11 protein-coding genes are annotated in these 12,836 nt (G+C 48.0%); 9 read left to right on the top strand and 2 right to left on the bottom strand.

Annotation, left to right across the window (positions count from 1 at the left end; all coding sequences use genetic code 11):
* Nucleotides 1–205: 205 nt before the first annotated feature.
* Nucleotides 206–682 carry an LEA/WHy family protein gene (locus E8M12_RS03290; protein ID WP_136734659.1) on the bottom strand — a complete coding sequence of 159 codons (477 nt, stop codon included), beginning with the start codon at nucleotides 680–682 and terminating at the stop codon, nucleotides 206–208.
* Nucleotides 683–822: 140 nt separating this feature from the next.
* A complete protein-coding gene (locus E8M12_RS03295) occupies nucleotides 823–1,554 on the bottom strand; it encodes a glutathione peroxidase (protein ID WP_136734660.1) in 732 nt (243 codons plus the stop codon).
* A gap of 370 nt (nucleotides 1,555–1,924) precedes the next feature.
* Here E8M12_RS03295 and E8M12_RS03300 point away from each other — a divergent pair, with 370 nt between their 5' ends.
* The 9 genes from E8M12_RS03300 to E8M12_RS03340 all read left to right on the top strand — a co-directional run bounded on the left by E8M12_RS03300 (nucleotide 1,925) and on the right by E8M12_RS03340 (nucleotide 12,767).
* Nucleotides 1,925–2,794 (top strand): TonB-dependent receptor, encoded by an 870-nt coding sequence (locus E8M12_RS03300; protein WP_136734661.1) that lies wholly within the window; start codon nucleotides 1,925–1,927, stop codon nucleotides 2,792–2,794.
* Nucleotides 2,795–3,033: 239 nt separating this feature from the next.
* Nucleotides 3,034–3,897, top strand: a complete 864-nt coding sequence (locus E8M12_RS03305; RefSeq protein ID WP_136734662.1) for an FAD binding domain-containing protein — start codon at nucleotides 3,034–3,036, stop codon at nucleotides 3,895–3,897.
* A gap of 2 nt (nucleotides 3,898–3,899) precedes the next feature.
* Nucleotides 3,900–4,376: a (2Fe-2S)-binding protein gene (locus tag E8M12_RS03310; protein WP_136734663.1), complete on the top strand. Its 477-nt coding sequence runs from the start codon at nucleotides 3,900–3,902 to the stop codon at nucleotides 4,374–4,376.
* Nucleotides 4,377–4,387: 11 nt separating this feature from the next.
* Complete coding sequence (locus tag E8M12_RS03315; protein ID WP_136734664.1) at nucleotides 4,388–6,805, top strand: aerobic carbon-monoxide dehydrogenase large subunit; 2,418 nt, start codon at nucleotides 4,388–4,390, stop codon at nucleotides 6,803–6,805.
* Nucleotides 6,806–6,815: 10 nt separating this feature from the next.
* Nucleotides 6,816–7,406 (top strand): SRPBCC family protein, encoded by a 591-nt coding sequence (locus tag E8M12_RS03320; RefSeq protein WP_136734665.1) that lies wholly within the window; start codon nucleotides 6,816–6,818, stop codon nucleotides 7,404–7,406.
* A 50-nt stretch (nucleotides 7,407–7,456) separates the two neighbouring features.
* Nucleotides 7,457–8,362 carry an AAA family ATPase gene (locus tag E8M12_RS03325; RefSeq protein ID WP_136734666.1) on the top strand — a complete coding sequence of 302 codons (906 nt, stop codon included), beginning with the start codon at nucleotides 7,457–7,459 and terminating at the stop codon, nucleotides 8,360–8,362.
* 9 nt (nucleotides 8,363–8,371) lie between these two features.
* Nucleotides 8,372–9,580 carry a vWA domain-containing protein gene (locus E8M12_RS03330; RefSeq protein WP_136734667.1) on the top strand — a complete coding sequence of 403 codons (1,209 nt, stop codon included), beginning with the start codon at nucleotides 8,372–8,374 and terminating at the stop codon, nucleotides 9,578–9,580.
* 8 nt (nucleotides 9,581–9,588) lie between these two features.
* Nucleotides 9,589–10,467: an XdhC family protein gene (locus tag E8M12_RS03335; protein WP_136734668.1), complete on the top strand. Its 879-nt coding sequence runs from the start codon at nucleotides 9,589–9,591 to the stop codon at nucleotides 10,465–10,467.
* Nucleotides 10,468–10,685: 218 nt separating this feature from the next.
* The gene (locus E8M12_RS03340) at nucleotides 10,686–12,767 is read left to right on the top strand and encodes a S9 family peptidase (RefSeq protein WP_136734669.1); all 2,082 of its coding nucleotides are present in this window, start codon (nucleotides 10,686–10,688) and stop codon (nucleotides 12,765–12,767) included.
* Nucleotides 12,768–12,836: the final 69 nt, after the last annotated feature.

The following is a 12,836-nucleotide window of genomic DNA, read 5'->3' on the forward strand; positions in this document are numbered from 1 at the left end:
CCAGAGGTAAAATCCAAGCGATACAGATAGTTGTATTGCTTTTTATTTGAGCAGCAGACGCCAGTAATTTATTTGTGAGAGAAATTGCTAAGTTGCATTTTTAACCACTCGTTTTTCCTGGCAATGGCGTAGTCGGATATAGATGGGAGGTGTATTTTTACTGGCGTTATTTTGCCTGTATGAATGAGGTCCATACAGGCACTTGCTACCAGTTTGACGGATCAAAGGTTCCTGCTTTGTTAATCGGAATGTCCGGTAACAGGTTGGCAAACTCAAGCCGGGCGTTAAATTCATAGTTGACTGCTTGTTGGGGATGCTCGGCGACTTGTTTGATCACCCTCAAGCCATTTAAAAGTGAAGCTTTCCCTTGTAACGTGATGGTTTGCCGCGAAAAAGGCTGCAAGGGAGGCACCTGGTAACGGTTGCCAGTAAAGAGGGAAGAGTCGTTGATGATAAATTCGTAGCTGACCTTGGAAAAGTTTAACTCAAAATCGTTAGGGTTAAATACTTCCAGGGTAATTTCGAATTTAGGGCTAAATCCCTTGACCGGTAGCATCTTTACAGCAACCACATCGATTTCGGGCTCTTCCATCTTTAAGCCTAACCCCGCACAACCACAAAGCAGAAAACAGGCCATAACCAGCGAGTAATGTAATTGCGATAAAGTGTTTTTAAACGTCAAAACCCGTTCCTTTTTGCATTCTGGAGATCACCAGCATGCGACATCGTTAACCTGGACACTATTATGCGAATTACAAAATCGGAAAAGCAAGTGTTTAATTTTGTGGTTATCCCGCCGTATTAGTTAAACTGCGACAAAAGCTAGGGTTTGAGAAACTCTACTAAGTCGTCGCTACCGCCAATATGCTTGCCTTCAATATAGATTTGCGGGGTCGTTTCCAGACCGGTAAGCGCCTTTAATGAGGTAATAGTAATATCTTTACCTAACAGGATTTCTTCATAGCGATATCCATGTTCTGTCAACAGGGCTTTGGCTTTAATACAGAAAGGGCAACCTGGCTTGGATAAAATGCTGACCGCCTGCGGTTTGGAAGCATCCGGGTTAATGTATTGCAACATAGTATCGGCATCGGACACCTCAAATGGGTCACCAGGAATATTCGGCTCAATGAACATTTTTTCAATCACGCCGTTTTTAACCAACATGGAATAGCGCCAGCTGCGCTTGCCAAAACCCAGATCCTGTTTATCAACCAGCATGCCCATACCTTCGGTAAAGTCGCCGTTGCCATCCGGGATTAGGGTAATGTTGTCACATTCCTGATCGGCCCCCCAGGCGTTCATGACAAACGTATCATTAACGGAAACGCAGGCAATTTCATCAACACCATTGTCTTTAAAAGTATGAGCAAGCTCATTGAAGCGCGGCAGGTGAGTCGACGAGCAGGTTGGTGTGAATGCACCAGGCAGGGAAAATACAACCACAGTTTTATTGGCAAATAACTCGTCGCTATTAACCATCTTCCAGTCATTATCAACTCGCATGGGAAAGGTAACACTGGGTACTTTCTGGCCTTCACGATTCTCAAACATAGCAGACTCCGCGAGCTTAGGGGTGTCTTTACAGCATAGATGATACTTCGCCTGTTGGCGCACAGTGCCAGTGGATTCGGGGATAGAAATCCAATAATCGATTTGTGCAATCAAAATAAAGCTTTTAATTAATAATTAAACTCATTTGCCTGATTCTGAAAAGTGTCTTTATTGATATTTAAATCAATTGGTTATGGGTTTGCTTAAATGCCTGGTTAATTCTGGGGTAAAACTGGCTTTGCGCTTATCCGGTTGTTCAACTAGGGTTTCTATACCAAAATTCAACGCTCAAATGGTGCTTGTTCTGCGCTTTACCGTGGAAGGCATGTATTCAGAGTCGTTGTCATAACAGGCAATTGAGGGTGTAGTTATGAACTCTGTTGTTTGCAAGGGCGCATTGGCGACAGCCCTGATGCCGCTGTTAATGATTCCTGCGGTTGTAAGTGCAGGTGAATTCACGATTGAAGTCGGCGGCTTCTACGCTAAAACCGACTCTTCCTTTAACGCTCGCTCTCGAGTCGATGAACTCCAGGAGCAAATCGATTTGCAATTGGACTTTGAGAAGGATCTGAAACTCGAAGAAGAAGAGCTACTTCCCTACTTCAAATTAAATTACGCATTTAATGACAGGCATTATGTCTATTTTGATTATAAACGCCTGCACCGTTCAGCAACCTCCCAGGGCAGCATAGAGCCATTTGAGTTTGATTATGACGGCGATACATACATCGTCGATGGTAGTGCGGAGTTGACCAGTTCGATGAATGTGGATATTTCCCGCATCGGTTATGGCTATAAGTTTTTTAATGGTGAACGCCTTGATTTGGGTATTTCCCTTGGGTTACACGTAATGTATTTTGAGGTCGGCTTTGAAGGGCAAATTGAGGTCTGTGATCAAGGTGATAATTCGCTTGGCTGCGCCCAGTCCGATCCCGATAATTCCGTATTTTCCGATGTCACGGCGCCTTTGCCGGATATCGGCTTATCAGCCGATTTTGACTTAACCGAGCATTGGACAATCAATACCCATGCTCAATATTTTCATATTAAAATCGATAATATCGAAGGCGAGATGATTGATCTCCACGCCGGGTTGAAATATCAGTTTGTTGAGGACTGGCACCTGAATTTTGGCTGGCGCTATTATGATGTCACCGTTGATGACAATCGAGACAATGGCGGCCTGGATGTGGGATATCAGTTCCAGGGACCTATGCTGATCCTCGGTGCTACCTTTTAATTATTGTTTCAGGCCGCATTAAACCTTTGCCTGATTGGTGCTTTGCGGCCCTTGATTCGACCTACATCTTAGAATTTAACATTGGATAATTCACCGCCTCCTCCAACCTACCACTACACTTGTGTTAAACCCCTTAATTTTTAGGGGATTTTTTGATCTTTAAGCGTTGCCCGTCTAGCCTTTTATAAAACCCGCGAAGTATTGCTAGCACCCGAAAAATCGAGAGGCAAAACAGCAAGATGATCACATCCCAGTTCCAATATCACAAAGCGTCCAGCATCGAAGACGCAATCCAAAAACTCCAGAATGAAGAAGATGCGAAATTACTCGCCGGCGGGCACAGTTTATTACCCATGATGAAACTGCGTTTTGCCGAGCCGCCATACCTAATCGATATCAATGACATCCCAGAATTACAGGGTATTGATTTGCAAGGCGATACTATCCGCATTGGCGCGATGACCACCGAAAATGAGCTAATCGCATCGGAAATTTTACAACAGCATTGTCCGCTTCTGGTGGAAGCGGCAAAACTGGTTGCCGATCCGCAGGTGCGAAATCGCGGCACTATCGGCGGTGATATTGTCCACGGAGACCCAGGCAATGACCACCCGGCGGTAATGTTGGCGCTAGATGCCAATTTCATTATTCAGGGGCCTGATGGCAAGCGTGAGCAACCGGCCAATGGCTTTTTTCTTGGCACCTATTGGAATGAGATTGCCGAGGATGAAATTCTTGTCGCTATCGAAGTTAAAGCACAAAAAGATAATCAGGGGTTCGGTTATCACAAATTAAAACGTAAAACGGGGGATTATGCGGTCGCCGGCTCACCTGTGATGTTAACCCTTGATGGTGACAAATGCTCGGATATTCGCATCGGTCTCACCAATGTGGCACCGATGGCAATTCGTGCGACTGAAGCGGAAAACCTGTTAAAGGGTCAGGAGATTGACTCGGCATTAATTGAAAAGGCTGCAGAGCAGGTGATAGCCGCCTGTGAACCCGCAGAAGACCTGCGCGGTAGCAGCGAATACAAATCCCATATGGCGGCGGAGATGGTGCGTCGCTCCATTCAAGATGCACTGCAACGGGCGAGGAGCTAACCATGGCGAAACATCATATTTCCTTTAACCTCAATGGCAAACCGGTTGAGGCATTGGTTGAGCCGCGGGAGTTACTGGTGCATACCATTCGCGAAAATATCCAGTTAACAGGAACCCATATTGGTTGTGAAACCTCCCACTGCGGCGTGTGTACCGTAGATCTTAACGGCAAATCCGTTAAGTCCTGCACGGTGCTGGCAGTACAGGCTGATGGTGGCGACGTATTGACCGTTGAAGGACTGGCAACCGCCGAAGGATTGCATGCGGTGCAACAGGCATTCGTCGAAGAGCACGGGTTGCAATGCGGTTTCTGTACACCGGCGATGCTGGTGCGTGCATACCGGTTCTTGCAGGATAATCCAGACCCTTCTGAAGATGAAATCCGCTGGGGAATGTCAGGCAACTTGTGTCGGTGTACGGGCTATCAAAACATCATTAAAGCAGTGCAAAGTGCTGCCAAGAAATTACAACAGGCGTAAGGAGAATATCGATGGATAATGCAAACGATGCCAATAACGCTCCTGAGCAGGACGATCCGATAAAAGGGGTAGGATGCGCCCGTAAACGTAAAGAGGATGCTCGTTTTATTCAGGGGAAGGGCAATTACGTCGACGATATTAAAATGCCCGGCATGTTGTTCGCCGACATGGTGCGAAGCCCTTATGCCCATGCCCGCATAAAAAGTATCAATAAAGAAAAAGCGCTGGCACTTCCCGGCGTGCATGCGGTTTTGACCGCAGATGATTTAAAACCATTGAATCTGCATTGGATGCCAACGCTCGCCGGCGATGTACAGGCCGTACTTGCCGATGAAAAAGTCCACTTCCAGTATCAGGAAGTCGCTGTTGTTGTCGCGGATAATCGCTACATCGCCGCCGATGCCATTGAATTGGTCGAAGTGGAATACGAAGAGTTACCGGTATTGGTGGATGCTCACAAAGCCATGGATGACGATGCACCAATATTACGTGAAGATCTGGTTGGCAAAATGGATGGTGCCCATAGTAAACGCGTCCATGATAATCATATTTTTAACTGGCAGGCGGGTGATAAGGACGCAACTGATCGGGTTTTTGAACAGGCGGAAGTTACCGTCAAGCAGGATATGTATTACCCGCGAGTTCACCCTAGTCCCCTGGAAACCTGCGGATGCGTTGCATCTTTTGATAAGGTGAATGAGCATTTAACCGTGTATATCACCTCACAGGCGCCGCATGTAGTGCGTACTGTGGTGTCCATGCTATCGGGCATCCCGGAAAGTAAGGTTCGTATTGTTTCCCCGGATATTGGTGGCGGGTTTGGTAACAAGGTTGGCGTGTATCCGGGTTATGTTGTCTCTATTGTCGCTTCCATCGTGTTAGGTGTACCGGTCAAGTGGGTAGAAAACCGCATGGAACATTTATCCACCACCGCTTTTGCTCGTGACTATCATATGACCGGTGAAATTGCTGCCGACAGTGACGGCCGGATTAAGGCGTTGCGGGTAAATGTACTGGCTGACCACGGGGCATTTGATGCATGTGCAGACCCATCTAAATTCCCGGCGGGCCTGATGCATATATGTACCGGCTCTTATGATGTACCAGTCGCACATCTTAACGTGGATGGTGTTTATACCAATAAGGCTCCCGGTGGTGTGGCTTATCGATGCTCTTTTCGGGTAACAGAGGCCGTGTATGTAATTGAGCGCACCATGGATGTGCTAGCGCAAAAACTGGGCATCGACAAAGCAGAAATTCGTCGCCGAAACTTTATCAAAGCGGAACAATTTCCCTACCAAACCGCTCTGGGTTGGGAAATCGACAGCGGTGATTATCACACCGCCCTGGAAAAAGTGCTGGAAGCCTGCGATTACGAAGGCCTGCGCCGTGAACAACAGGAAAAGCGTGAAAAGGGCGAGTTGATGGGGATTGGTCTGGTGACCTTTACTGAAATCGTTGGTGCCGGGCCCACCCGCAATTGTGACATACTGGGGGTCGGTATGTTTGATAGCGCCGAAATTCGCGTCCACCCAACCGGTTCGGTAATCGCCCGTATGGGCACCATCACCCAGGGACAGGGGCACCAGACCACCTATGCCCAAATTATTGCCAGTGAACTCGGTATTCCTTCTGATGAGATTTCCATTGAAGAAGGGGATACCGATACCGCTCCTTATGGCCTGGGTACTTACGGATCGCGTTCAACGCCGGTGGGCGGTGCGGCAACGGCCGTAGCGGCTCGGAAAATTCGCGCTAAAGCGCAGAAAATTGCTGCTCACCTGCTGGAAGTAAGTGAGCAGGATCTCGAGTGGGATGTTGACCGGTTTAAAGTCAAAGGGGTACCAGGCCAGGAAAAAACCATGAAGGAAATTGCCTGGGCTGCGTATAACGATCGCCCTGAAGGAATGGAGCCGGGACTGGAAGCGGTGGACTATTACGATCCGCCTAATTTTACCTACCCGTTTGGCACTTACCTGTGTGTGGTCGATATCGATAAATACACCGGCGTTACTAAGGTTCGACGCTTCTATGCCCTCGACGACTGTGGTACGCGCATCAATCCGATGATCATTGAAGGGCAGATACATGGTGGCCTGAACGAAGGCTTTGCGGTGGCAATGGGACAGGAACTACCCTTTGATGAGCAGGGTAATATTCTTGGAAATACCCTGATGGATTACTTCATTCCTACCTTTGTGGAAACCCCGAAATGGGAAACAGACTATACCGTTACCCCATCACCACATCACCCGATTGGCGCCAAAGGTGTGGCAGAATCTCCCCATGTCGGCAGTATTCCCACCTTTACGTCGGCGATTGTTGATGCTTTCTCACACTTGGGCACCACTCACCTGGATATGCCTCATAATGCGTTTCGATTATGGCAACATATCCGTGAATTAGGTCTGGACAAGCGTACAGGATAAGGAGCAGCTAATGAAAGTTAACATGGAGAAAAGCTTTACCTTGCCGGGTCCGGCGATAAACGCCTGGACCTTTTTGCAACAGATTGAAAAGGTCGCCGCGTGCATGCCGGGAGCCGAGATAACCGAGGCGATTGATGAACGCAATTACAAAGGCAAGGTCAAAGCCAAAATTGGTCCAGCAACTATGGCTTTTAATGGCGACATTGTGGTTGAAGACATAGATCCAGAAGCGATGAGCCTACGTCTGATTGGTAAAGGTCAGGACAGCAAAGGGACGTCATCAGCGGCGATGGATTTAACCGCTCGCGTGATAGCCGTGGATGAGTCGAGCTGTGAACTGCAGGGTAATGCCGAGATGACCGTCACTGGTAAGGCGGCGAGCCTTGGCGGTCGTATGCTAACTCAGGTGGCGGATCAGATCCTCAATCAGTTTGGTAAAAACTTTGAAAACAATGTCGCAGCAATGGGACCAGACGAAGCTGCGGCACAACAAGCCAAAGAAGAACTGGCACAACAGCCCAAGGAGCTGAATGGCCTGGCGCTGGCCTGGTCGGTGATTACCGGTTGGTTTGCAGGGCTGTTTGGCGGTAAGAAGGCGTAATCCGGTTACCGCTCTACCTCGTACTAACAATAATAATCGGGTAATTCTTGATGACTGCGACAGCGGAACTTGAACAGCAACAACGAAAACTGGCACAGCAAGGTTATATTGCCGACCGGCAGTTGTGTGCCAGTTTGTTATTAATGCAACGCATAGGTCGACCGCTGCTTCTTGAAGGCGACGCGGGTGTTGGTAAAACTGAGATTGCCAGTGCGTTGGCCAGGAGCGAAGGTTGTGAACTCATTCGCCTGCAGTGTTATGAAGGGCTGGATATCAATGCTGCAGTCTATGAATGGAATTATCAGCATCAATTACTCTCTATCAAACTCATCGAGCAATCTCACCTTAAAGCATCAGCAAAACACCCGAAAGAATCGCCTGAAGAGCATATATTTTCGCGAAAATACCTGTTGGAGAGACCCTTGCTGGCGGCGATAAGTCGCCCTGAACCGCCGGTGTTGCTGATTGATGAAATTGACCGGGCCGACGAGGAGTTTGAAGCTTTCCTGTTGGAGTTGCTTGCCGATTTTCAAATTTCCATTCCTGAATTGGGTACCATTAAAGCGACCAGTATCCCCCTGGTCATCCTTACCTCCAATGGTACCCGGGAGTTGAGTGATGCGCTGCGACGGCGATGCTTATATCACTATGTCGACTACCCGCCATTTGACAAAGAATTACTTATTATTCAGGCGAAAGTTCCGGATATCAGCCAGCAGCTTGCCCGTCAGGTGGTGGCATTTGTGCAGGATATTCGCAAAAAGAGCCTGCGGAAAATCCCCGGCATTGCGGAAACGCTCGACTGGGCCGTTGCATTAATGGCGCTGGATATCGACAAGTTAGATCAAAACCCGGAAGCGATCCGTGATTCTCTGGTGTGTTTATTAAAAACTCGTGAGGATATGGAAGCTTTTTCTGATGTCGATTTGCAACGCCTGATCGCTACCAGTTTATAGTCCGTATCCATGCCAACCACAAACCAGATATCGCCTCTACCACTTGTGAACGTCTCCAGTCAGTTGCAGGAGCGCATTATTGGCTTTATTCAACTTCTTAAATCCCAGAATTTCGTGATCGGTATCAAAGAAGAAGTCGATCTATTCGCCAGCATCCAGCACGTTGACCTGAAATCGCGGCGCCAGTTTCAATGGCATCTGCAGGCCTGGCTATGTAGCAGCAGGGAGGACTGGCAAAAATTCGATGAACTGTTCAGTTTGTACTGGTTTTCGAGCAATATCCGTAGCCGGTTTCAAGCCAGTGATAAAGCGCCGGTTCAGACTAAAAAACAAAAACATTCTCAAGCCGAGGAGCGGGCTGACAGGCAGTCTCAGCAGCCTTCACAATCTGGAGATCAGCCGGGAGTTGACGATGACCCCCAGCAACTGGCTTTAGATACCGGCAGTCGTGAAGGAGCGAGTGCTACAGCCAGCCTGGCGCGAGCCGACTTTCAATCGCTAACCGACCCAGAGCAAATGCAGCTGATGCAACGCCTGGTGGAAAATTTAGCCAGGAAAATGCGTAAACGACTGGTAAGGCGTCAGAAAATAAGTAAAAAAGCCGCACAATTGGATATGCGCAAAACCCTGCGTAAAAACCTGCGCTTTGGCGGCACGCCGATTAATCTCGCATTTAAAGCACCGCGTAAAAAGCAACCACACCTGGTGCTTTTTATCGACGTAAGTCGTTCCATGTCGATGTATAGCTTCATGTTTTTACGCTTTGCCAGGGGGTTGAGCGCAGTGTTTCGCCACGTAACCGTATTTGCTTTTCACACCCATCTTTTACCCATTACCCAGGCGTTAAAGCAAACGGATTTAATGCGGATGAGAAATTCATTGGCATTGGTCTCGCAAGGCTGGTCAGGAGGCACAAAAATTGGTGCCAGCCTGGCGACGTTTAATCAAAAGTACCGGTCGGTGTTAAATCGGCAAACTGTGTCTGTGATATTAAGTGACGGCCTCGATACGGGCTCAGTGGAAACGCTTGTGGAACAGGTGCGGGATATAAAACAACATAGCCGTAAGTTAGTATGGCTGAACCCTCTGATCGGCCGCCCAGGATATGAGCCAAAAGCGCAGGCAATGGCGGCGACCCTGCCATTATTGGACGTATTTGCTGCCGCGAATACATTAGAAAGCTTACAGGCGCTGGAACAGCATTTTACTGCTCTATAATTAATGTTATGAAAGAAACCTTATCCGCCATTCAACTCGCCCATCAGGCTGAGCAATTAATTGCCCAGGGAGTAGATTTTTGCTGGGCGACCGTGGTTCAGGTCACCCCCCCATCTTCCGCCAGTGTTGGCTGTAAAGCGCTGGTGACTGCACAGGGAGACATGTATGGGTGGATCGGAGGTGGTTGTGTGCAAGGGGCAGTGAGAAAGGCATCAAGGGACTGCCTTAAATCGCAACAAAGCCGGTTGCTGGATATTGGCGAGCAAATTCATCAACAATTACCTGGCGTATCGGCGTTTCCGCAAACCTGTCATAGTGAGGGCAAGGTTCAGGTGTTTATCGATCCCTTTATTGCCCTGCCACAATTACTGGTGCTGGGACATTCGCCAGTCGCAAAGGCTCTGGTAACGCTTGGACAAGCCAGTGGTTTCGAAGTTTATGCAAGTGCCTCAGCCATCGCCGATACCACGCACAATAAGGTTCAGCAAATTGACCCGGAACAACTTTCTGATTACAGTCACTGGCGCCAGCCATATATCGTTGTTGCCAGCCAGGGCTATGCCGATGAGGCGCAGCTGGGTTATGGGCTTAGCATCGAACATCAATATCTGGCATTTATTGCCAGTCCCAAAAAAGCCGAGAAAGTAAAAGCGAGAATTGCCGCTAAACTTGATGACATCGGTACGAAAAGACTGAGTCAGCTAAAAGCTCCGGCTGGCCTTGATATCAAGGCCATTACCCCCGAACAAATCGCGATTTCTATTCTTGCCGAGATCATTCTTCGCTTGAATCATCAACGCATTCGCGCCCAGCACCCGGAAAAACAGCAACACACTAATGCAGTGGTGGCTTCTAAAGGTTGCTGTTCAGGCAAAGCAAACCCATAGAACTGTTCTGCTTTGCGAGATTTTTCACCCTCATTTGTAAGCAAATACTAATGTCAACTTGCAAAATGGCGGGTTTTATAAAACTATTAATAACAAGTCGTTAAGGGTTAATAAGTGATATTTGATCATTGCCGAAACTGTCGCGATGTTGGTTAAGGTAATCGTGCTTATGTGGTTTTCCCTCCGTGGATATTTCTTTCAAATAACAAGGAAAACCTATGCGAAATTCTATAGCCGTTTTACTGTCAATAAGCGCTGTTCTTGCAGGTTGTAACAGCGCCCCCAAGGACATTGCTCAATCCGAACCACACGTTAGTGAACAATCCGCTGCGGTTGTAGCACCAGCATTAATCGATCGTAAAGTACTGTTCGGAAACCCAAGCCGGTTTCAGGGGCGTATCAGTCCGGACGGTGAGATGATGAGTTTTCGTGCGCCACTTAACGGCGTCATGAATGTTTTTGTCGGAAAACGAGGTGACTTTGACAGTGTAAAGCCCATCACCAATGATACGGGTCGCGGAATTCCGGTACATTTCTGGTCTCTTGATGGCAAGTATGTAATGTATACCCAGGACAAGGATGGTGATGAGAACTGGCATTTGTACGCGGTAAATTTGCAATCCGGTGAAATCAAAAACCTAACTCCATATCCAAATACTCGCGCCGAAATTATCGCCCAGAGTCAGGCCAGACCTGGAGTGGCGGTTGTTGGACTTAATGACAGAGATCCAAAGTGGCATGATGCCTACCTGGTGGATTTAGCTAGTGGCAAACGCACCTTACTGGCAGATGCCACGGGCTTAGGCGCCATAATCGTTGATAATAATCTCGATGTCCGGTTAGGAATGAAATCCCTGCCCGATGGCAGTTACCAGATATTACAGCGGGAAGGCGCGGGCTGGCACGAGATTTTTAAAATCCCATTCAGTGATACGCTGACCACCTATATCCTGGGTTTTGACGGTGAAAACAAAGGCATTTATATGCTTGATAGTCGCGATCGCAATACTGCAGCCCTTGTGCACCTGGATTTAGAATCCAAGGAAAAAACCGTGATTGTCAGTGATGATGACGTGGATGTCGGTAGCGTTGTCTTTGATCCTAAAAGTCACCAACCGATAGCTTACGCACTAAATAAAATTCGTCCGATTTATTTTGCCATAGACGAACAGATGCAAGACACGATAAGCAAATTAAATCAGCAGCTAAGCGGAGGTTCGCAGTTGCTGGCGCAAACTCTGGATAATCGTTACTGGACCGTATATACCGATGAGAGTGATGAATCGCCCGTTTACAAGGTATTTGACACCCAATCCGGTGAATTAACGGACATGTTTGTTACCAACCCGGATCTTGAAGGGCTACCCTTGGTAAAAATGCACGGTACGGTGATCAAATCCCGCGATAATATGGATTTAGTTTCATATTACACCTTACCCTTAGAAGCTGACCCGGATCAGGATGGCAAAGCTGATAAAGCAGTGCCTATGGTGATGCTGGTTCATGGTGGACCCTGGGGGCGGGATGGTTACGGCTATCGTGGTGATATCCAGTGGCTGGCAAATCGTGGCTACGCGGTGCTGCAGGTAAACTTCCGAGCGTCCACTGGTTTTGGCAAAGATTTTGTTAATGCCGGTAATGGCGAATGGGCTGGCGCTATGCATGATGACTTGATCGATGCCAAGCGATGGGCAGTCGAGCAGGGCATTACCGAGGAAAATACGGTAGCCATCATGGGCGGTAGCTATGGTGGTTACGCGACGTTAGTGGGCTTAACCTACACCCCAGATGAATTTACCTGTGGTGTCGATATTGTTGGGCCTTCCAATCTGCAAACCCTACTGGAGTCAATACCGCCTTACTGGGAAAGCTTTAAGCAGACCTTTTATCGCGCTATTGGCGACCCGAATACGGCAGAGGGTAAAGCCTTGTTAGCAGAGCGTTCGCCGTTGAATAAGGTCGATGAGATTAACAAACCTCTTCTGATTGCTCAGGGCGCTAATGATCCGCGCGTTAAGCAGGCCGAATCCGATCAGATTGTTGCAGCCATGAAGGCGAAAAATATTCCGGTAACCTATGTCTTGTATCCGGATGAGGGCCATGGATTTGCGAGGCCAGAAAATAATATGTCCTTCTATGCCGTTGCCGAATCGTTTCTGGCATCCTGTAATGGTGGCCGGGCGGAACCGCAAGGTGATGCTTTTGCAAATAGTAGTATTCAAATCCTCCATGGTCTGGAATATGTTGCCGGTATCAGCCTAGATGACGGTTCAAAAAATTTGGAATCGGTGAGCAAATAAGAGCTGAGCATGTATTGAACTTAAAAAGGCCTGATACTTTTCAGGCCTTTTCATTTGCGGGGATTCGGA

The sequence above is a fragment of the Thalassotalea mangrovi genome (assembly GCF_005116735.1).
Taxonomy (GTDB): Bacteria; Pseudomonadota; Gammaproteobacteria; order Enterobacterales; family Alteromonadaceae; genus Thalassotalea_A; species Thalassotalea_A mangrovi.